This is a genomic window from Shewanella sp. Isolate7 (genome assembly GCF_022398425.1).
In the GTDB taxonomy this organism is placed as follows: Bacteria; Pseudomonadota; Gammaproteobacteria; order Enterobacterales; family Shewanellaceae; genus Shewanella.
This window is the reverse complement of sequence record NZ_JAKEVJ010000032.1, coordinates 24,049-44,757: the sequence shown is the minus strand read 5'-3', so window position 1 is coordinate 44,757 and position 20,709 is coordinate 24,049. Positions and strand designations below refer to the sequence as shown.

24 protein-coding genes and 1 pseudogene are annotated in these 20,709 nt (G+C 52.7%); 9 read left to right on the top strand and 16 right to left on the bottom strand.

The window, feature by feature from the left end; all coding sequences use genetic code 11:
• Positions 1-195: 195 nt before the first annotated feature.
• The 11 genes and pseudogenes from ndk to trmJ form a co-directional block, all read right to left on the bottom strand.
• The gene (gene ndk / locus L1D47_RS10110) at positions 196-627 is read right to left on the bottom strand and encodes a nucleoside-diphosphate kinase (RefSeq protein ID WP_041510960.1); all 432 of its coding nucleotides are present in this window, start codon (positions 625-627) and stop codon (positions 196-198) included.
• A gap of 202 nt (positions 628-829) precedes the next feature.
• A pseudogene (iscX, locus tag L1D47_RS10105) lies at positions 830-1,014 on the bottom strand (Fe-S cluster assembly protein IscX).
• A gap of 121 nt (positions 1,015-1,135) precedes the next feature.
• Positions 1,136-1,471: an ISC system 2Fe-2S type ferredoxin gene (fdx, locus tag L1D47_RS10100; protein ID WP_041510958.1), complete on the bottom strand. Its 336-nt coding sequence runs from the start codon at positions 1,469-1,471 to the stop codon at positions 1,136-1,138.
• Between the two features lie 8 nt (positions 1,472-1,479).
• Positions 1,480-3,342: a Fe-S protein assembly chaperone HscA gene (gene hscA, locus L1D47_RS10095; RefSeq protein ID WP_239884555.1), complete on the bottom strand. Its 1,863-nt coding sequence runs from the start codon at positions 3,340-3,342 to the stop codon at positions 1,480-1,482.
• Positions 3,343-3,415: 73 nt separating this feature from the next.
• Positions 3,416-3,937, bottom strand: a complete 522-nt coding sequence (hscB, locus tag L1D47_RS10090; protein ID WP_239884553.1) for a co-chaperone HscB — start codon at positions 3,935-3,937, stop codon at positions 3,416-3,418.
• 17 nt (positions 3,938-3,954) lie between these two features.
• On the bottom strand, positions 3,955-4,278 hold the full coding sequence (gene iscA / locus L1D47_RS10085) for an iron-sulfur cluster assembly protein IscA (RefSeq protein ID WP_041510955.1): 324 nt from the start codon (positions 4,276-4,278) through the stop codon (positions 3,955-3,957).
• A 14-nt stretch (positions 4,279-4,292) separates the two neighbouring features.
• Positions 4,293-4,676 carry a Fe-S cluster assembly scaffold IscU gene (iscU, locus tag L1D47_RS10080; protein ID WP_041510954.1) on the bottom strand — a complete coding sequence of 128 codons (384 nt, stop codon included), beginning with the start codon at positions 4,674-4,676 and terminating at the stop codon, positions 4,293-4,295.
• Positions 4,677-4,712: 36 nt separating this feature from the next.
• Positions 4,713-5,927 (bottom strand): IscS subfamily cysteine desulfurase, encoded by a 1,215-nt coding sequence (locus L1D47_RS10075; protein ID WP_239884551.1) that lies wholly within the window; start codon positions 5,925-5,927, stop codon positions 4,713-4,715.
• A gap of 77 nt (positions 5,928-6,004) precedes the next feature.
• Complete coding sequence (gene iscR, locus L1D47_RS10070) at positions 6,005-6,466, bottom strand: Fe-S cluster assembly transcriptional regulator IscR (RefSeq protein WP_011866115.1); 462 nt, start codon at positions 6,464-6,466, stop codon at positions 6,005-6,007.
• 196 nt (positions 6,467-6,662) lie between these two features.
• Positions 6,663-7,484 (bottom strand): serine O-acetyltransferase, encoded by an 822-nt coding sequence (cysE, locus tag L1D47_RS10065; RefSeq protein WP_239884549.1) that lies wholly within the window; start codon positions 7,482-7,484, stop codon positions 6,663-6,665.
• Positions 7,485-7,488: 4 nt separating this feature from the next.
• Positions 7,489-8,247, bottom strand: a complete 759-nt coding sequence (gene trmJ, locus L1D47_RS10060) for a tRNA (cytosine(32)/uridine(32)-2'-O)-methyltransferase TrmJ (protein ID WP_239884547.1) — start codon at positions 8,245-8,247, stop codon at positions 7,489-7,491.
• A 157-nt stretch (positions 8,248-8,404) separates the two neighbouring features.
• Between trmJ and suhB the strand changes: the two genes are divergently transcribed.
• From suhB to L1D47_RS10030, 6 genes are all read left to right on the top strand, one after another.
• Positions 8,405-9,208 (top strand): inositol-1-monophosphatase, encoded by an 804-nt coding sequence (gene suhB / locus L1D47_RS10055; protein WP_041510950.1) that lies wholly within the window; start codon positions 8,405-8,407, stop codon positions 9,206-9,208.
• A 530-nt stretch (positions 9,209-9,738) separates the two neighbouring features.
• Entirely contained in the window at positions 9,739-10,911 is a 1,173-nt protein-coding gene (locus L1D47_RS10050) for an NnrS family protein (RefSeq protein ID WP_239884545.1), read from the top strand.
• A gap of 108 nt (positions 10,912-11,019) precedes the next feature.
• Positions 11,020-11,424, top strand: coding sequence for a phosphate-starvation-inducible PsiE family protein (locus tag L1D47_RS10045; protein WP_011866120.1), 405 nt, complete (start codon positions 11,020-11,022; stop codon positions 11,422-11,424).
• Positions 11,425-11,598: 174 nt separating this feature from the next.
• The gene (locus tag L1D47_RS10040; protein WP_041510949.1) at positions 11,599-11,901 is read left to right on the top strand and encodes a PilZ domain-containing protein; all 303 of its coding nucleotides are present in this window, start codon (positions 11,599-11,601) and stop codon (positions 11,899-11,901) included.
• A 113-nt stretch (positions 11,902-12,014) separates the two neighbouring features.
• A complete protein-coding gene (locus L1D47_RS10035) occupies positions 12,015-12,683 on the top strand; it encodes an AAA family ATPase (RefSeq protein WP_041510948.1) in 669 nt (222 codons plus the stop codon).
• Complete coding sequence (locus L1D47_RS10030) at positions 12,670-13,014, top strand: hypothetical protein (RefSeq protein ID WP_041510947.1); 345 nt, start codon at positions 12,670-12,672, stop codon at positions 13,012-13,014. Before L1D47_RS10035 ends, L1D47_RS10030 begins: the two co-directional genes overlap by 14 nt.
• Positions 13,015-13,021: 7 nt before the next feature.
• Here the strand turns inward: L1D47_RS10030 and L1D47_RS10025 are convergent, their stop codons facing one another.
• On the bottom strand, positions 13,022-13,264 hold the full coding sequence (locus L1D47_RS10025; protein WP_239884543.1) for a YecH family metal-binding protein: 243 nt from the start codon (positions 13,262-13,264) through the stop codon (positions 13,022-13,024).
• A gap of 157 nt (positions 13,265-13,421) precedes the next feature.
• On the opposite strand from L1D47_RS10025, the gene L1D47_RS10020 reads away from it, so the two are divergent.
• The 3 genes from L1D47_RS10020 (at position 13,422) to L1D47_RS10010 (ending at position 17,382) form a co-directional block, all read left to right on the top strand.
• Positions 13,422-15,119, top strand: a complete 1,698-nt coding sequence (locus L1D47_RS10020; RefSeq protein WP_239884541.1) for a sensor histidine kinase — start codon at positions 13,422-13,424, stop codon at positions 15,117-15,119.
• Entirely contained in the window at positions 15,116-15,826 is a 711-nt protein-coding gene (gene btsR, locus L1D47_RS10015) for a two-component system response regulator BtsR (RefSeq protein ID WP_239884539.1), read from the top strand. Before L1D47_RS10020 ends, btsR begins: the two co-directional genes overlap by 4 nt.
• Before the next feature lie 119 nt (positions 15,827-15,945).
• Positions 15,946-17,382, top strand: coding sequence for a carbon starvation protein A (locus tag L1D47_RS10010; RefSeq protein WP_239884537.1), 1,437 nt, complete (start codon positions 15,946-15,948; stop codon positions 17,380-17,382).
• 126 nt (positions 17,383-17,508) lie between these two features.
• On the opposite strand, the gene L1D47_RS10005 is transcribed toward L1D47_RS10010, so the two are convergent.
• The 4 genes from L1D47_RS10005 to secF all read right to left on the bottom strand — a co-directional run bounded on the left by L1D47_RS10005 (position 17,509) and on the right by secF (position 20,700).
• The gene (locus L1D47_RS10005) at positions 17,509-18,048 is read right to left on the bottom strand and encodes a YaeQ family protein (protein ID WP_239884535.1); all 540 of its coding nucleotides are present in this window, start codon (positions 18,046-18,048) and stop codon (positions 17,509-17,511) included.
• 68 nt (positions 18,049-18,116) lie between these two features.
• Positions 18,117-19,028: a bifunctional precorrin-2 dehydrogenase/sirohydrochlorin ferrochelatase gene (locus L1D47_RS10000; RefSeq protein ID WP_239884533.1), complete on the bottom strand. Its 912-nt coding sequence runs from the start codon at positions 19,026-19,028 to the stop codon at positions 18,117-18,119.
• A gap of 70 nt (positions 19,029-19,098) precedes the next feature.
• Positions 19,099-19,416, bottom strand: coding sequence for a DUF2007 domain-containing protein (locus L1D47_RS09995; protein WP_041510940.1), 318 nt, complete (start codon positions 19,414-19,416; stop codon positions 19,099-19,101).
• A 336-nt stretch (positions 19,417-19,752) separates the two neighbouring features.
• A complete protein-coding gene (gene secF, locus L1D47_RS09990; RefSeq protein WP_239884531.1) occupies positions 19,753-20,700 on the bottom strand; it encodes a protein translocase subunit SecF in 948 nt (315 codons plus the stop codon).
• Positions 20,701-20,709 lie beyond the last annotated feature (9 nt).

Genomic DNA, 20,709 nt, shown 5'->3' with positions numbered 1-20,709 from the left:
ATTTTTAATTGTAGAATAACTACTTATCTAAAAATCCTGCTTTGTTCTCAAGCGTTTTTCCTGCGCTATTTCTGATCACATGTTTACTGTGATTGGTATGACTCGGGCTATTTTGCCTTACTATTTTGCCGTAAATGGCGGGCACAAAAAAGGAGCCCTAAGGCTCCTTTTCGCGTGTTTTGCATCAGACTCGTATTAACGAGTACGTGGGCAAAGTTCTTCAGCGCTGAAGAAGTAAGCAATTTCACGCTCTGCAGAAGTCAGTGCATCTGAACCGTGAACGGCGTTTTCGTCTATGCTGTCTGCGTAGTCAGCACGTAGAGTGCCACGAGCCGCTTCTGCTGGGTTAGTTGCACCCATGATCTCACGGTTAGCCAGAACAGCGTTTTCGCCTTCTAGTACTTGAACCATGATAGGACCAGAAGTCATGAACTCAACCAGCGCGCCGAAGAAAGGACGCTCGCTGTGCTCGGCGTAGAAGCCTTCAGCTTGTTCTTTGCTTAGGTGAACCATTTTAGAAGCGATGATTTTCAGGCCAGCGGTTTCAAAACGGTTGTAGATAGCACCGATGTGGTTTTTAGCAACGGCATCAGGCTTGATGATAGAAAAAGTACGTTCGATAGCCATGTCTAGCTTCCTTCATTAAACAGGTTTTTAAAAATTCGCGCGGATTATACGAAATTAAAACCGAAAAACCTACCTTTATAACGAGATGAATGAGACATTCATCAAACCGTCATCTAGGCTGGGCGCGATCCTGCTTGCAAAGTAGCAAACACAAACCTGATCCTCTTTGGGTCAAGGCGATACTAAAAAGCTCGACGCAACATCAATACTCGTAGATCCAGCAGGCCTGAATCGACTCCAGGATCCGCTCATTGCAATGATTGGGGTCGTCGTCAAACTCATCGAGTGCCACTCCCGCAGATCGGTAAAGCGGATCTTGGCAGGATCCACATCGGGATGTGCCTCAAGCAGACTGAGTGCGACATCGAGAGAGTCTATCCATTTCATTGTCTTACCTCTATCGCTGAAAACTCTCCCTTAAGTTTAGTCCCTCGGCGAATTGGGGGATCAAAAAAGCCGGTCTGATGAACCGGCTTTCTTTCACTGTGCAGCGCACTGTTAGTCAGGCTTAACCTTCACTCACCATGTTGATGGTGTATTTAGGGATCTCGACCACAAGATCGCTGTCGGGCACCTTAGACTGGCACGACAGGCGGCTCTCAGGCTCCAGGCCCCAGGCCTTATCCAGCATGTCATCTTCGAGCTCATCGCTCTCTTCCAGCTCATCGAAGCCTTCACGGATGATCACATGACAAGTGGTACAGGCACAGGATTTCTCACAGGCATGTTCGATGCTGATGCCATTACGCAGCGCCACGTCCAGCACAGTCTCGCCCACCTGGGCCTCGACTACTGCGCCGTCCGGGCATAACTCTTCATTGGGTAAAAAAACTATTTGAGGCATATTGTTACCTATATATTGTCAACCGACTGGCCCTTGAGCGCCAATCGAATGGAATTATCCATACGTTTCGCGGCAAAGCTTTGGCTGGCATCGTCCAGCGCAGCAATTGCCTTCTCGATGGCGTCCGTATCGGCTTGGCTCGCCACCTGCGCCAGATTGGCCATTCCCGCCTGAATCGTTGCCGCTTCTGCCTCATCAAGCAGATTGCCATCTTTAGCCAGTGCCGCCGACAGGGATTCTAGTACCCTGGCCGCCTCCACTTGCTGCTCAGCCAACATGCGACGCTCGATATCCTCTTTGGCATGGGCCATCGAATCTTTAAGCATGGTGCCGATCTCTTCGTCGGTCAGACCGAAGGAAGGCTTAACCTGAATGCTGGCCTGAACGCCAGATGATTTCTCCATGGCGGTCACGCTAAGCAAACCATCGGCATCGACCTGGAAAGTAACACGAATATGGGCCGCGCCGGCCGCCATAGGCGGAATGCCTTTGAGGGTAAAACGGGCTAGCGAGCGACAATCGGCCACCAGCTCACGCTCGCCCTGCACCACATGAAATGCCATGGCAGTTTGGCCATCCTTAAAGGTGGTAAACTCCTGGGCGCGGGCAACCGGAATCGTGGTGTTACGAGACACCACCTTCTCAACCAGGCCACCCATGGTTTCGATACCCAGCGACAGCGGGATCACATCCAATAGCAGTAGATCAGACTCTGGCTTGTTGCCCACCAAGATGTCGGCCTGAATCGCGGCGCCGATGGCGACCACACGGTCGGGATCGATCGAGGTCAGCGGCGCCTTACCGAAGAAGCCTTCGACGCGCTCACGTACCAGAGGCACGCGGGTCGAGCCGCCAACCATCACGGTTTCCAGCACTTCATCGGCACTGATACCGGCATCGCGTAGCGCGCGGCGGCAACTGGCGATGGTCTTCTTCACCAAGGGCTCGATCAGGGCATCGAACTGCGCCTTGTCGACCACTTGCTCAAATACTTCTCCCGCCGCCAGTGTCAGGCTCGCGGTAACACTTGCCTGCTCGGTCAACGCCTCTTTCACCCGGCGACTCTCGATGAGCAGGGCGCGGCGCTCGCTGGCGCTGAGGCTGGCCAGTTGCCAGCTCTGCTGCAGATGATCCGCCAAGGCATGGTCGAAATCGTCGCCGCCCAGCGCGGAATCACCGCCGGTAGCCAGTACCTCGAACACCCCTTTGTTAAGACGTAGAATAGAGATATCGAAGGTGCCGCCGCCCAAGTCATAGATGGCGATCACCCCTTCCTGCCCCGAATCCAGCCCGTAGGCGATGGCTGCCGCCGTCGGCTCGTTGAGCAGACGCAGCACCTTGACCCCAAGTAGGCTGGCCGCCTCTTTGGTACCCTGACGCTGAGCGTCATCGAAGTATGCCGGCACTGTGATGACCACACCTTCTAAGGAACCCCCTAGGGTCTTCTCGGCGCGATCAACTAAGGGTCTTAGGATATCGGCAGAAATCTGAATAGGGTTGAACTGACCGGCCCGGGTATTAAAGAGCGGCAAGCCGTTTTCGCTGGCAGAGAAATTATAAGGTAGCGAGGCATCCTTGGCCTGGATATCACTCAGGCTGCGCCCCATGAAACGCTTAACAGAGACCACGGTATTGAGTGGGTCTTGGGCAGAGAAACGCTCGGCATCCACGCCGACCTGCACCCCATCTTCGCTGTAACGCACCACGGAAGCCAGGGCGTGACGGCCTGATTCGTCGGCCAGGGTATCGGCAACACCACTGCGCACGGCAGCCACTAGGGAGTTGGTAGTACCTAAGTCAATGCCCACCGCCAGCCTGTGCTGGTGCGGCGCGGCGCTCTGTCCGGGTTCAGCGATCTGCAAAAGTGCCATATCTTTCCAACTTAAAAAAATAAAAGGCTCAATCGACCTCAATCGACGACAGAGCCATAAAAAATGTTCGCGCTTAAAAGAGAGCGTCTTCGGCTCGCTCGAGTTCCGCCTGCAGCTTATCCATAAACTTGAGTTTACGCACCAGATCGGCGGCCTGCTCCAGGGTTGAAGACTCGTCGCTGCCTATCTTTTGTGCCAGCTGCGAAGTGATCTCACCGCGATACTCGCCAAAGGATTGATGCAGGTGCTCGATCGCCTCGTCGGGATCATCGCTGTCGCTGATCTCCTCCAGGGCCTCGCGCCACTCCATCTGCTGCATTAAAAACCCAGTGTCTTTAACCGTGGTGGATTCGTGGCTGAGGTCGATCCCCTTGAGGCTGAGCATGTGCTCGGCGCGCGAGATGGGATGTTTCAGGGTGTTATAGCCATCGTTAACCTGGGCGGTATGCTGCACGGCCAGACGCTTGTCCTGCTCGCTGGCATTGGCAAACTTATCAGGGTGCACCGCACGCTGCAGCTCGCGATACCGCTCTGAAAGCAAAGCGGTATCTAGCTCAAACGATGGCGATAAACTAAACAACTCAAAATAGTTCATGTATCTCGATTCGCTCGCTAAACGGTAAAGCTCTCGCCGCAGCCACACTCCCCTTTCGCATTGGGGTTGTTGAACTGGAAGCCCTCGTTGAGTCCCTCTTTGACGAAATCTAACTCGATCCCTTGCAGGTAGATGAAACTCTTGGCATCGATGATGATTTTCACCCCTTCGATCTCATAAACTTCATCGTCATCATTGAGTTCGTCGACGAACTCCAGCACGTATGCCATGCCGGAGCAGCCGGACGTCTTCAGTCCCAAACGTAATCCGATACCTTTACCGCGGTTAGCCAAGAAACTTCTTACTCGCTCGGCCGCCGCCGGTGTCATCGTTATTGCCATTATTACTCCGACTATTACTTTTCGTGCTTAGCCTTGTATTCGTCTAACGCTGCCTTGATGGCGTCTTCAGCCAAGATTGAGCAGTGGATTTTTACAGGCGGTAAGGCAAGCTCTTCAGCAATATCCGTATTTTTAATCGCTTGTGCTTCTTCAATCGTCTTGCCCTTCACCCACTCGGTGACCAGAGAGCTAGACGCGATAGCGCTACCACAGCCGTAAGTCTTAAACTTGGCGTCTTCGATGATGCCTTGCTCGTCGATCTTCAGCTGAAGCTTCATGACGTCACCGCAGGCAGGCGCGCCTACCATGCCGGTCACGACTGAAGGGTCGTTCTTGTCGAATGAACCTACGTTACGCGGGTTCTCATAATGATCTATTACTTTTTCACTGTAAGCCATGATTCTGCTCCAATCTCTATTCGTTTATCGGCCGGATTAATGGTGTGCCCACTGCACTTTTGACAGGTCTACACCATCTTTGAACATCTCCCACAATGGAGACATCTCTCTCAACTGACCGATAGACTTGGTAATGGTCTCGATCGCATGGTCAATCTCCTCTTCCGTCGTGAAACGACCGATAGAGAAACGGATTGAGCTGTGCGCCATTTCATCGTCTAATCCTAATGCACGAAGCACATAGCTAGGCTCTAAACTTGCTGAGGTACAGGCAGAACCAGATGAAACAGCCAGATCTTTCAGCGCCATCATCAAAGACTCACCTTCGACGAAGTTAAAGCTGACGTTCAGGCTGCCGCAGTATCTCTGCTCTGCATCACCGTTGATATAGGTTTCTTCGATATGCTTGATGCCGTCCCACAGTCTGTCGCGCAGACGACGGATACGGGCGTTGTCGCTTTCCATGTCGGCCTTGGCAATGGCTGCCGCTTCACCCATGCCCACAATCTGGTGAGTCGCCAGGGTACCGCTACGCATGCCGCGCTCGTGTCCGCCACCGTGCATGGTCGCTTCCAGACGAATACGTGGCTTACGACGCACATACAGGGCGCCGATGCCCTTAGGGCCATACATCTTATGGGCCGAGATAGACATCAGGTCGACCTTGGTCTTCTGCAGGTCGATAGGCAATTTGCCTGCGCTTTGCGCCGCGTCTACATGGAAGATCACCTTCTTGGCACGGCAAAGCTCACCGATGGCGTCGATATCATGAATCACGCCGATCTCGTTGTTTACATGCATCAGGCTGAGCAGGATAGTGTCTTCACGCATCGCCGCTTCGATCTTTTCGATAGGGATGATGCCGTTTGACTCAGGCTCAAGGTAGGTCACTTCAAAGCCTTCACGCTCTAGCTGACGGCAGGTGTCCAGCACAGCCTTATGCTCTGTCTTGCTGGTGATGATGTGCTTGCCTTTCTTATAATAAAAATGCGCAACACCTTTGATAGCCAGGTTGTCAGACTCGGTCGCGCCCGAGGTAAAGACGATCTCACGAGGATCGGCGTTGATCAGCTCGGCCACCTGGTTACGGGCGATATCCACCGCCTCTTCGGCCTGCCAGCCGTAACGGTGAGAACGTGACGCGGGGTTACCAAAAATCCCGTCCATCGTCATATATTGCATCATTTTCTCTGCTACGCGCGGATCGACCGGCGTCGTCGCAGCATAATCTAAATAAATAGGAAGCTTCATCTCACACTCCGTACTGAGTAGTCATGGCGCGACCACTTAACCACGTACATATAGTAATAATTAATAACAAAGTTAACTTATAGGGTTACTCTTTGTTCCTGTTGCATCTTGTCTTGCTTGATTGAGATAAATTGCACATCTCGCTTGTTCATCAGACCCGCAAGGCTAATGCCATTTAAAAAATCTGAAATCTGTTTGCTCAAATCGCCCCAGAGCGAATGGGTTAAACATCTTGTACCGCTCTGACAATTTCCCAAACCTTGACAACGTGTGGCGTCGACCGACTCATCTACCGCCCTTACGACCATGCCCACCGAGATATCACTGGCGTCGAAGCCGAGACGATAACCGCCGCCAGGTCCTCTGACACTGGACACTAATCCATGCTTACGTAATTTAGCGAAGAGTTGTTCAAGATAGGAAAGAGAGATTCCCTGACGCTCGGAGATGTCAGCTAATGGGACCGGGCCAGAAGTAGAATGCATTGCAACGTCTAACATTGCCGTTACCGCATACCGACCTTTTGAAGTTAGTTTCATAGCTACCACTGCTCTCTAAAATGCTTAGGTCAATTCAATCATACTTGACCATTTTAGTCAAGTATAAACCTTAGCAGTTTAGTCAGGTATTAAGGGCGTTATCGGAAACAGGAAATACCCTGCTTCGTTGCTGGGGTATTTAACCTGTTTCAAGACAAAGATTCAACGCTCAGAGGGCAATAAATCTCACTCTTTATTAAATAATGGGATCAAACTCATCTATCGCCTGCTGGCGTTTCTCGGCGGCGGCCTGCTCGGCGTCGCTAAATTCGCCCACTTCGAGCTCGGGAAGCCTTTCGGTACAGACGCTGCCGCCCATGCTCTGCACGGCCTGACACACCTCTTGCACCTTAGAGTCCATCAGGTGCATATGGTCAAGCACCTTGCCGATGGCATTGGCCACAGGATCGGGATTATCGGGCGAGACCGCATAGGCATCGAAGCCATATTTCTTGGCCATCTCGGAGCGGCGCTGAGCATGCTCCTTAGCCTCATCGCTAGGCCTGGCCACCTCTCGGGCGGGGATCCCCACCACAGTGGTGTCTTTTGGCACCTCTTTGACCACCACTGAGTTAGAGCCCACACGTGCCCCATCGTGCATGGTGATGGGACCGAGGATCTTGGCGCCGGCGCCCACGACCACATTGTTGCCAAGGGTCGGGTGACGTTTACCCGCCTGCCAGGTCGTGCCCCCAAGGGTAACGCCATGGTATAGGGTACAGTCGTTGCCGATTTCGGCTGTCTCACCGATCACCACGCCCATGCCATGGTCGATAAAGAAACGGTCGCCTATGGTGGCGCCCGGATGAATTTCCACGCCGGTTAACCAGCGTGAGAAGGTAGAGATCATGCGCGCCGTCAGACACCACTTGGCCTTCCAAAGCTTATGGCTGACACGGTGGATCCAAATCGCCTGCATCCCTGGATAGTTGAGCAGGATCTCTAGGGTACCGTTTGCCGCCGGGTCTCTATGGTAGATGGAGGCTATGTCATCTTTAATTCTGGAAATCACGCCCATGGCTCTATTCTTCCTTCGTTGACTGCACGTCTTTTGTGGCCTGCTGGGCCAATGCGACCTTTTTATCTACCGAGGTCAGGATACCACGCAGGATGTTCATCTCCTGGCTCTCGATCCTCGCCCGGCTAAAGAGTCGTCTCAGCTTGGTCATCACCTGCCCCGGATGCTGCTTGATGATAAATCCGGTCGAGAGCAGTGTCTTCTCCAGATGAACGAAGAAGTTTTCCTGCTCCTTGGCCAGCGGATACGCCTGCTCTTCCACCGTCTCGGGATCCATGTTGAGGTGCGCCACGCGCGCCTCATAACAGATGATCTGCACCGCCTGAGCCAGATTCAGCGAGGTATATTCTGGATTGGCGGGTATGCTCACATGATAGTTGCATTTTTGCAGCTCATCATTGCTCAGGCCATTGCTTTCACGACCAAAGACGATGGCCACCGGGCCACTAACGGCGGCGCTGGCGAGTTTTTCACCCGCCTGACGAGGATCCAGCATGGGCCAGTCCAGAGTACGGCTGCGGGCACTGGTGGCGATCACTAGGCTGCAATCGGCAATAGCGTCTTCCAAACAGTCGACGGTCACCGCATGCTTAAGGATATCCGACGCCCCGGCGGCGAGCGCGACAGACTGGCCATCGGGTGCCACCTTGGGCTCGGCGAGATAAAGTGTGGAAAGCCCCATGGTTTTCATGGCACGGGCGGTTGAACCTATATTACCTGGATGAGTGGTTCCTACGAGAACGACACGAATATTGCTAAGCATGAAACAAGTTTGATTTCTTTCTATAGAACAGTGGATTGATGGTATCACAGCGTAAGGGGATCCCTTAATATAAAAATCTATATTTGATATAACGCTTGAAAAGCGTATAATACGCGCCGATTATTTATATCTGTTCTTTAACATCCAGGGGATTGTAATGCATCCGATGCAGACCATCGCTGTGCGCGCCGCTCGCGCTGCCGGCCAAACAATTATGCGTGCCTATACCGAACTCGACCGTGTAGAAGTTAGCGCAAAAGGTATCAATGACTACGTGACTAACGTAGATAAAGAAGCTGAAGCTGCCATTACATATCAAATCCGCAAGTCGTATCCGGACCACACCATTGTCGGTGAAGAAAATGGTGAGAATAAGGGTCAAAACAGCGACTACATGTGGATTGTCGATCCCTTGGATGGCACTAACAACTTTGTTAGAGGCATCCCTCATTTTGCGGTTTCTATCGCCGTACAACACAAAGGCAAAACCGAAGTTGCCGTCGTCTACGATCCTGTTCGTGACGAGCTGTTCACTGCCGTGCGCGGTAAAGGCGCCAAGCTAAACGATTTCCGTATCCGCGTGAGCAAAGCAAACGATCTTAGCGACGCCATCGTAGGTACCGGCTTCCCATTCAAGGCGAAGCAACACTCAGAAACATACATGAAGCTGCTGGCCTCTACTTTCAGCCAGTGTGCCGATCTACGCCGTGCAGGTTCTGCCGCCCTGGATCTGGCTTACGTAGCAGCCGGTCGTATGGACGCCTTCTTCGAAATCGGTCTTAAGCCATGGGACATCGCCGCTGGCGATCTGCTGGTTCGTGAAGCCGGCGGTACCGTCACCGACTTTACCGGTAACCACGGCTACATGGGTTCAGGCAACATCATCGCAGGTAGCCCTAAGGCAACCGTCGCTATGGTGAAGAGCTTCCGCCCTCTGCTGAGCGATGCCCTTAAGCGTTAATCCCGGAATTAATCGCACTCTGTTAAAACCGCCCTTTAGGTTACTGTGTATAATTTAGGGGCGGTTTTTTAATGCCTGATTTTTTACGCTTTTTGTTGACATCGTTTTCAGGTTTCGCCAGCGATTCTTGGGTTCGTGAAACCATCGGCTTTAACTGTATACCTGCCAGCTGCTTTAACCCTGCCAGCCGCCTATAAAGTAGCAAGTACGCTTATAAGGCCCCGTAAGACGACTGCCGCCCTTATACCAATCGTAATAAATAATTGATCATGCTAGCTTGTTAAAACACTCAATGACGACATCAGTATTTTTAATTGTTTAATAATGACTTATCTAAAAACCCTGCTTTGTTCTCAAGCGTTTTTCCTGCGCTATTTCTGATCACATACTGACTGTGCTTGGTATTAGTCGCCGTCAATACCCAGATTTAAAGTCTGTATTCGTTAAAAGCGACTACCGCTTATTTACATGCATATAAATTACACCTTATAATATCCGACATAATTACTCGGATATTTATTGAGACGCGTATGCTTAACATAGACGAACCCGCCCACCTCCAACCCAAACTCGCCCTGCTGCGTTTGGGATTTCGTCCCTTCTTCCTGTTTGGCGCCCTGTTCAGCCTTGTTGCCTTAGCACTTTGGGGCAGCTTTCTCACCGGTCGTCTCGGCTTTACCCCCCACGGTAATCCGCTGTGGTGGCATGGCCATGAGATGTTGTTTGGCTTCGTGATGGCGATTGTGGCAGGCTTCCTGTTAACCGCATCGCAAACCTGGACAGGTCAGAAGAGCATCAAAGGCTGGCCACTGGGCGCCCTCTTCCTGCTTTGGCTGGCGCCGCGCATCTTGCTCGCGAATAATCAATGGGGCAGCTTCGAGGTCGTGGCTATGCTGGATCTACTGTTCGCGCCAGCAGCGGCACTGGTGCTGGCCCGCCAGGTGATCGCCGTGAGGCAATGGCGCAACTTTGCCTTCATCCCCATCTTGCTGCTGCTCACCATGGCCAATGCCCTAAGCTACTACGGTGTGAGCAGCCAGAACAGCCTGCTGGTATCCCATGCCTTTCACGGTGCGACCATCTTGATGGTGACCATAGTGGCCCTCATCGGTGGCCGGGTAATTCCCTTCTTTACCGATAGAGCCACACAGTGGCAGCGCCCGGACAACATCTCCTGGCTGGAGAAGCTCACCTTCATCAGCCTGATGGCACTCTTTATCGCCATGCTCGTGGGGCAGCCACTTGCGGTAATGCTGTGCGCCGCCGTGGCCGGTATCACCCTCTTGGTACGCTGGTCTCGTTGGGGCGTGCAATCTACCTTTGGCGTACCACTACTCTGGTCGCTGCATCTGAGCTATCTCTGCATCCCGGTTGGCCTGCTGCTAATCGCGATGGGCGCTAGCGTCTCGGCCGGTCTGCACGCCATGACGGTAGGCGGACTGGGCGGCATGATCCTGGCAATGATGGCCAGGGTCTCCTTGGGCCATACTGGTCGCAACCTGCTGCCACCTAAGATAATGACAGGCGCCTTCGCCCTTATCCTTATCTCGACAATCACCCGTGTCTTGGCAAGCCTGTTCCCACAGCAGTTTATGCTTTGGCTCACGGTTGCCCTGGTGGCCTGGATCTTCGCCTTTGGCACCTTCGTTGTCTGCTACGCCCCCATTCTGCTCACCCCAAGGGTTGATGGCAGACCCGGCTAAGTCCCTAACAGAGGCCAAAGCGTCAGTTTGTGAAAAGCATCACATCCAGGCTCTGGCATAGCGCTCAATACTTGTTACCATCTATAAAAACATTATTGAGCGCTATTCATGGGAAAACTCTACACGCAATATGGCTCTAAAAGCCTCAAAGCAATAGAACATTTTGTTTTAATTATCATCGCCATTGCCACCATAGTGGCCATAGGGCAAGAGATAGCGCACATCATCAAGATGGGAGAGGTCGCGCTGGCGGATCTGCTGCTGCTATTCATCTATCTCGAGGTGCTGGCCATGGTGGCCAACTACGCAGAGTCCGGTAAGTTACCGGTGCGGATGCCGCTTTATATAGCCATCGTCGCCCTGGCCCGTTATCTGATTCTGGATATGAAGGGGATGGAAGACTGGCGTATTCTGGCCATCTCGGTTTCTACCCTGGTGCTCGCCAGTACGGTCATCGTGATCCGCTGGGGACAGCTAAAACTCCCCTATCCTCGAAAAGAGGACGATCACTAGCCTATTTGTGGGGCGGCAGGCGCCGCCCCTTTTTACATTTGGCGACCAAGCATAAACTCAACATCAGCTGTAAATAACTAACCGTTATTCATGTTGTTATAACTATTATTTCCCACATAAACTGTGCTACGTTTAAAAGGCTTTCCCCTATATCTAACAGCAAGGAAAACTCTGATGGATCAAAACCACGAAGATTTTGAAGAACGCCGTCAATCCCTGCGGGTTGACATGGAAGCCGAACGTATCCTGATCTCATGGACAGATGGCTTAGACGTGGTTCACACAGATGATGCCATCTGTATGGATCTGGCGCGTCGTGGTGTGCTGATTGAATATAAGCAGGCTTTTACTTTGGGCGACCTGCTCACTGTCACCTTCAATCCCAACACAGATAAGCAAAACAGTATCAAGGCCCAGGTGTGTCGATGCACCGAATGTGCACCACATCGTTTCCAGGTTGCGATGCAAATTATTTAGCCTTTTCAGTGAACTAAAAACAGGAGTTCGGGCAGTATCCATAACTCTGTTCTATACTAAACAGCACAAGTTCTGCGACATAAACCAGTGCCAATGCTTGAGGGAGACACGCTATGATTCTGCTTGTTGGGGGTGAGAAAGGTGGCGCGGGCAAGAGTTGCCTGGCCCAAAATATCGCCGTACATATCACTCAAAAATACAAAGCCAACGTATTGATGGTCGACTGTGATCCCCAGCGCACCACCTCAGACTGGATCCAGGCCCGTAACGAGGATACCAGCCTACCCGCAATTAACTGCATTCAACTCTACGGTAAAATTCGTAATGATCTTCTTGGGTTAGACCAAAGATTCGACTATGTGATAGTCGACTGTGGTGGTCAGGACAACCTAGCCATGCGTGCGGCCATGTCGGTAGCCACCTATGTGGTACTGCCTCTGAGGCCCAAGCGGCGGGATCTTAAGACTCTCCCCCATATGGAAGATATGCTCAGCACCTGTAAGATGGTCAACCCTAAGATGGTGGCTACCGTGGTGATGACCCAGTGCCCTGCGCTGCCCAGCCAATATAAACGCATACTGGAGGCCAAGGAGGTGGTTGAATCATTCGGACTCAGGGTGTTGGACGCGGTGACTTTTAGCCGCAACATCTATGATGACAGTGAAGAACAAGGATCGTCGGTCATCGAAATCGAACCGGAAGGAAAAGCCGCCGCCGAGATACGTGCTATCGCCGATGAACTGTTTGCGATACCACCAGAAAATTCCTATGAGCTTAACTGATCTTAAACGCCGTAAATCTAAGCCACGCAAAAAGTTGTCGGTTGAAGATTTTATCGAGGATGCCAACAACTATGCGTTTGGTCAGCCTAGCCTCTCTAATCGCGTCAAGAAACAACGCAAAACTAATACCACGGTCAACCAGAAGAAGCAGGCGAGCCGTATCTTTCGCCATGCCACCTTTACCCTGACCGAGACCAGCATAGCTCAGCTCAATTCGCTGGCGAAGGAGAGCAAGGTGGCCAAGTCTCGCCTGATCCGTATGATGATCACCGAATTTGCCGGTAAATCTAAGGCCGAGCTACAAGCCTTGATAGAGCTCAGCCAGGACTAGCGATGAGTTAGTGATTACAGATACGATCGGCTGCGGTGGCTATCCCCTCGGCCGACTCGGTAAACTTGCCCTTACGCTCGAGAAACGCAATCAGCTCCTGGGCGTCCATATCGCTGGCCGAGCAGGTATGATAGCGTGCATGCTCACCAAACTCGTTATGCATGAGCTGAGTCAGCTCCCTCTTTGATACTGCGCGGCCCAAGGACAGCATAAGTTCCATCACCTGATGGCCGTGAATTGAATCTGACATACTCTTCCCAAAAGATATAAAAAAGATATCCCTTTATAACCTATCTCATTGAGAGAAACTTTGATCCCGTACGCAAAGCCCGCCCTTGTCCTAAAACCAGCGCCAGTGCTATGCTGAAGATCACTCAGGCCTCTCCTACACGAGTACCCAAGTTGCTATGCCGCTGATCCTCCTGCTCACCCAACAGATGTGTCTCTATCTGGTGATAGTGTACCTGCTAAGTAAGACGCCGCTGTTTAAGTTGTTTGCCGAGACGGCCACTCGCCTGCCCCATAAGATCTACATCTATCTTATCTTCTCGGGCTTTTGCATCATGGCCACCTATTTTGGCGAGCAGACCAACGATGCTATCGCCAACACCCGCGCCATGGGCGCCGTGCTCGGTGGCCTGTTAGGCGGACCGGTAACCGGTTTCCTAGTCGGCTTAACCGGCGGTCTGCACAGATACAGCATGGGTGGCTTTACCGATCTGGCCTGCGCCATCTCCACCACCCTAGAGGGGCTGTCGGCGGGCATAGTCGGCTTCTATCTGCGCAAACAAAACCGCAGTGAGATGGTCTATGCACCACTGCTGGTCGCCCTGGTCACCTTCTCGGCCGAGATGCTACAGATGGCACTGATCCTGGCCATCGCCAAACCCTATGGCGAGGCCTTGACCCTGGTCAAACAGATTGCGCTGCCCATGCTGACGGTCAACTCCATCGGCGCCGCTCTCTTCATGAGTATGGTGCGAGATCAGAAGACCATGTTCGACAAGCTCTCTTCCGCCTTCTCCACCAAGGCGCTGAAAATTGCCGAGCGCAGCGTAGGCATTCTCTCCAAGGGGTTCGATCAGGAGGGCAGCACTAAGGTGGCGCAAATCATATTGGAGGAGACCAACGTCGGCGCGGTGGCTATCACCGACAGAGAGAAGCTACTGGCCTTCATCGGCATCGGCGATGACCATCATATTCCCGGGACGCCTATCTCATCTAAGATCACCCAAGATGCCATAGAGCAGAACTGCGTCATGTTCGCCGACGGCGTGGAGACTCCCTATGCCTGCTCCATCTCGCCCCAGTGTCGTCTCGGCTCCAGCCTGGTTATCCCCCTGCGGTGTGAGTCTGAGGTGATTGGTACCATCAAGCTCTATGAGCCGAAGAACAAGCTGTTTCTCAACATCAACCGCACCTTGGGAGAAGGGATCGCCAGGCTGATGAGTAACCAGATCCTCTATGGCCGCTATGAGCTGCAACAGAGCCTGCTCACCCAGGCCGAACTAAAGCTGTTGCAGGCTCAGGTGAACCCTCACTTCCTGTTTAACGCCCTCAATACCATCGCCGCCATCATAGGCAAAGATCCCCTGATGGCGAGACAGCTGCTGCAACATCTGTCGCAGTTTCTGCGCATCAACCTCAAGCGCACCACGGGCCTGGTGACCCTCAGCGACGAGCTAGAACATATCGACGCCTACCTCACCATAGAGAAGGCAAGGTTTATCGACAAACTCAGCGTGCATATCGATATTCCGTCCGCATTGCAACAGTACCGCCTGCCGGCCTTTACCCTGCAGCCCATCATAGAAAATGCGGTGAAGCACGGTACATCACTCCTGCTTGAGCCCGGCGAGATCTGGGTCAGTGGCAGAACCGAGCAAGATTTATTAATATTGGAAGTTAAAGACAATGCAGGTCTGTATCGAGAAGAGCTCAATACAGACACCTCAGGATTAGGTATGTCCATCGTCCATAAGCGGATCCAGAGCCTGTTTGGCCCCCTCTATGGCGTTAAGATCAACTGCGAGAAGGACCGTTTTACCCAAGTTATTATTACTCTGCCGCTTAACGATGCGGCACAAACGGAATCCATGGCGTGATCACTTGCTTAATAATCGACGATGAACCCTTTGCCCGCGAAGCCCTTTACGACCAACTCAAGATCTATCCCGATCTTGAGGTAATAGGCCAGTGCAGTAATGCCATCGAGGGGATGCAAGCCATTGGCAAGCTCAAGCCTCAGCTGATCTTCGTCGATATTCAGATGCCCAAGGTAAATGGACTCGAGATGGTCGCCATGTTAGATCCCGACAACATGCCCAGGGTGGTGTTTGTTACCGCCTTCGACGAGTACGCCATCAAGGCCTTCGACAATCATGCCTTCGATTATCTGCTCAAACCCGTCGATGAGGCGCGCCTGGCCACCACTATTGAAAGGGTGCGCCGGGATCAACACCAAAAGCCGCTGGATGCCGTGCTGCCGACTCAGCTCGAGCATGTTCCCTGTTACTGCGGCAATCGTCTCAAGGTGGTCAATGTCGATGAAGTGGAGTTCGCCTTTAGCGATCTCAGCGGCATCCATGTCACCACGGCGCAGGAGCAGGTGCACACTCACCTGACGCTCAAGGTGTTAGAGGAGAAGACAGATCTGGTACGCTGCCATAAGCAGTATCTGGTCTCGCCACAGGCGATCAGCGAGATCCTCATCCTGGAAAATGGCGCCGAGGTGGTCACCCACTCGGGTAAAACCATCCCGGTGTCGCGGCGTTTCCTCAAGCCGCTGAAACAGATCTTCGGCTTTCACTAATACAGTTACCGCCTCGATTTTACCGCTTAATCCGCTTATTCGACCACTCACCTAAATGTCGGTTTCCTAAAATTGCCGACAGGTTACACTCTTGTTAACTTTTAATGGGAGTACTAATTATGATGTGGTTTCTAATCTGTGTCGGCCTGCTCCTCGGCGGATACTTCATCTACGGTAAGTTTGTTGAGAAGGTGTTCGGTATCAATACCGCTCGCCAAACCCCCGCCTTTACCAAGACAGACGGCGTCGACTATGTGCCTATGTCGAAAGGTAAGGTCTACCTCATTCAACTGTTAAACATTGCAGGTGTTGGCCCCATCTTCGGCCCTATCTTAGGTGCCCTCTATGGTCCTGCCGCCATGCTATGGATAGTCATAGGTTGTATCTTCGCCGGTGCGGTGCACGATTACTTCTCGGGCATGCTGTCGGTGCGCAACAATGGTCAGTCAGTGCCAAACCTTGCCGGTAAGTATCTGGGCAAGAGCGCCAAGCACTTCATGAACGTGTTCGCCATCATACTCCTACTGCTTGTAGGCGTGGTCTTCATCTCGGCGCCAGCTGGCCTGCTAGGCAAATTGACCGGTTGGGATGTTAGCCTGTTCCTTGGCATCATCTTTACATACTACCTGATCGCCACTATCGTGCCTGTCGATAAGATCATCGGTCGCCTCTACCCCTTCTTCGGCGCCCTGTTGCTCTTCATGTCTGTGGGTCTGACCATCGCCCTGATCGTCTCTAGTGAGCACACGCTGCTGCCAGGTTTCAGCGCCGGTGACTTCCTGACTAACCTGAACCCGAACGACATGCCACTCTGGCCTGCGCTATTCATCACCATCGCCTGTGGTGCCGTATCTGGCTTCCACGCCACTCAGTCTCCACTGATGGCCCGTTGCGTCGAGAATGAATCTAACGGCCGCTTCGTGTTCTACGGCGCCATGATTGGTGAAGGTATCATCGCCCTTATCTGGTGTGCTATCGCCCTGTCATTCTTCGGCGGTGTAGAAGGTCTAAATGCCGGCATGGCGGGTAACCCTGCAAATGTCGTATACGAAGCCTCTACCGGCCTGCTGGGCGCGGTCGGCGGATTCATGGCTATCCTTGGTGTGATTGTTCTGCCTATCACCTCTGGCGATACCGCTTTCCGCTCTGCACGTCTTATCCTGTCAGAGTTCTTCAAAATGCCACAGACAGCGCTGCCTAAGCGTCTTATGCTGGCCATCCCACTGTTTGTGGTTGGTGCGATTCTGACTCAGGTTGACTTCGGTGTGATCTGGCGTTACTTCGGTGTGGCTAACCAAACCACGGCTGTGATGATGCTTTGGACCGCTTCTGCTTACCTGCTGCGTCATAACAAGCTGCACTGGATCTGTACCGTGCCAGCCATGTTCATGACCACAGTGGTCATCAGCTTCCTGCTCAACTCGGCCACCTTAGGTGCAGGCCTGCCGATGACGGTATCGACCCTTGCCGGTATCGTTGCCACCCTAGTTATCACGGCGCTTATCATAGTGAAGACAAAGGGCCGCGGCGAAGAAGAGCTAGCCGAAGAGGCGTAATCTCCTCAATTAACATCTTCGTTAAAACAACCCCCACAGTAAAAAACCAGTCGCGAGACTGGTTTTTTTATGCCTTTATCCAGGGCTTATGTACGGTAATCGTCGCGCTAGCGTATCCTCTAACGCTTATCCCTTTAGCTGCTCGGGGACTATGTGTACACTGCCGCAGTCGTTTGAGAGCCACACCTCACCTTCGCTGATGTTATATTGCAGACTCATGTTACGGGTCACCATCTCACCCATCGCCTTCACCGCCTCTTCGGGAAGATTCCACACCTCGAGATTTTGGTAACGACTGAGCGCCTGCTCATTTTGCTGCCACCAAATTGGCACGGCGCGGCCACCATAGGTATAGAGCAACACTTTATCGGCGCGGCTACTTGCCTTCCTCAGCCACTTCTCGTCACTCTGGCCAAACTCGATCCACAACTCTATCTCATCGCTTAAGGATTTCTGCCACAGTTCGGGCTCGCCTTCGACGCACAGCCCCTTGCTAAAGGCCAGGGTGTCGCTGGCATTCAGGGCAAACGCCAACAGCCTGACCATCATGCGGGCATTGGTTTCAGACGGGTGTTGCGAAATAGTGAGGGAATGATCCTGGTAGTAGCCACGATCCATGTCGGCAATCTGCAGCTGCACTTTATAAACGGTTGCTTTGGGCGCCATAATGCTCAGTCGTTAAGAATAAAGCGCCTAGTTTACCCTAATTAGGCGCCCTTTGAGCAACAGAAGCATTACAATGCGCCCGGGCGCAGATGTTTAGCCATGGGGAAATGGGCCACCAGCTGGGCTATGGTCTCTGATTCACCATAAACCATCACACGTTCGCCCTTCTCTAACCTGGCAGCCAACTCGCTGAGCGACAACATGGGCTGACGTCCGGCGTCACGGCGCACCAACTCAGACAGACGCTGCGGCAAGTCCAAATCGCTACAGAGCCAGTCGAGGCGTTGCATCATGGGCACCGCAGCAAGGGGCAAGAGATCTATGGGGGTGTGGGCATCGAGCAGCAAGAGTTCGCCACTGGTCGATAGGGTATCGAACGCCTGCTCGAAATAGTTGTCCGTACGCTCATCGAACCTGTCGCCATTGAGGTGGAAAAACTGTTCCCAGAACAGCTTGCGCTGGTCAAACGCCGGCAGACGGTCTTGAACCTCGGTGCGTTTCTCGGCAATGAAATCAAACAGTCCGCTCAGGGATGCTGGCAGCCAGGTCTCCAAACGCGCCCTGAGCTCTCTGGCAAATACCGGCGCCGCGCCGCTGGTGCTGATGGCGACCTGTAAACGTCCTCTATCGACGATGGCGGGCGTGATGAAATTACACAGCTTAGGCGCATCGACCACATTGACCCAGAGCCCCTGCGCCTTGGCCTGCAGGGCAAACTGACGATTGAGCGGCTCATCGCTGGTCGCCATATAGAGCAGGTCTATCCCTTCAAGGTCATCGAGTTCGGCGAAACGCTGCTCCAGGGCTATCTGTCCCTGAGTGGCCATGGCCATCACGGCGTCACAGACATCCGGGGCGATCACCCTGATGTGCGCCTGAGTGCGACACAGCAGCTCAAGTTTACGGCTGGCAACCTCGCCAGCCCCTATCATCAGGATCTTCAGCCCATCGGCCTGAGCGAAAATGGGAAAATATTGCATTATCTAAATGACTTGTCTCGACTAAGAATAAGACAAGAGTAAAGTAAGCCTAAGTTAGCGGCAAGCACTACTAGCTGAGCTGTTCGCTGCGCTCGGCGCTGCAATGCCAGCAGAGTTCAAAGTTACCTTCGTTTATCTCGTGACACTTAACGCACTGCCACTTAGGGCTCTCGCTGTTGAGGGTTTCCAGCTGTGCCCTGGCCGCCTCATATTGTGACTCTGCAACCCACAGCTCGACATCCTGTAAGTCAACCGGTAACTCACCGATACCGCCTAGCAAGGCCTCGCCTCGCAGTTCGACCCCAATACCGCAGGCCTCCAACATCCCTTTCCAAGCATGGGCCTGTAACAAGTTACCTCCGGCCACCAACTTACTGCGCTCTTCCATCTTTATCCCCTACAACGCTTGCTCTTTTTGGCAAATTATCAGGTGTATTGATTAATACCAATCGTAATAAATAATTTATCATGCTAGCTTGTTAAAACGCTCGATAACTGTATTAGTATTTTTAATTGTAGAATAACTACTTATCTAAAAATCCTGCTTTGTTCTCAAGCGTTTTTCCTGCGCTATTTCTGATCACATATTTACTGTGATTGGTATATTCGCTCAACATCCTAGCCTTAAAACTGACCAATTGTCGAGTCGGGATCCGGCCAATTTGGCAATAAAAAAGCCACGAAACCGTGGCTTTTTCATGACACATATCTGGCAGTCTGTGCCCTATGGCATCAGCGCTTCCTGATCCGCGCCCTCTTTCTCGATCTCTACTGGCATCATATGCTCGCGATTGATCCCCAGCTTAACCGCCAGGAAACTCGCCACATAGATAGAAGAGAAGGTACCCACGAAGATCCCCATCAGCAAGGCTGTCGCGAAGCCGTGGATCATGGTGCCCCCCTTGAGGAACAGGGCCACAACCACCACCAGGGTCGTGCCCGTGGTGATGATGGTACGGCTCATGGTTTGGGTGATAGAGTTGTTCACCACATCTTCTGGAGTGCCCTTACGCATCTTGAGGAAGTTCTCACGGATACGGTCAAACACCACGATAGTATCGTTGAGTGAGTAACCCACCACCGTCAGCACACCGGCCAGGACGGTCAGGTCAAACTCCAGCTGGAACAGAGAGAACACACCTAGGGTGATGATCACGTCGTGCGCCAACGCCGCTACCGAACCCAGCGCCAGGCGCCATTCGAAACGGAAAGAGACATAGATAAGGATACAGATCAGCGCCACCAAGACGGCCAGGCCGCCCTGCTCAGCAAGCTCTTTACCCACCTGAGGACCGACAAACTCGACACGCTTCTGGGTCACGCTAGGGTCGACCTGAGACGCAGCCTGCATCACATGCTCGACTTGCAGGTCGCTCTTCACGCCCTCTTTCACTGGCAGACGGATCAGCACGTCACGGCTCGAACCGAAGTTCTGCACCACGGCACCATCTGTCTCGTCAGAGGTCAGGGCTGCACGCAGCTTATTAAGATCGACAGGGTTCTTAAACTCCATCTCGACGACGGTACCGCCGGTGAAATCCAGTCCCCAGTTAATCCCGTTCACGGCCAAAGAAGCGAGTGAGCCGACCACCAAGACAAGTGATAGCGCACTAATGGCCACGGCGTGACGCAGGAAGTTGATCGTGCCTTTAATTGATAAAATCTGGAACATGGTCAACTT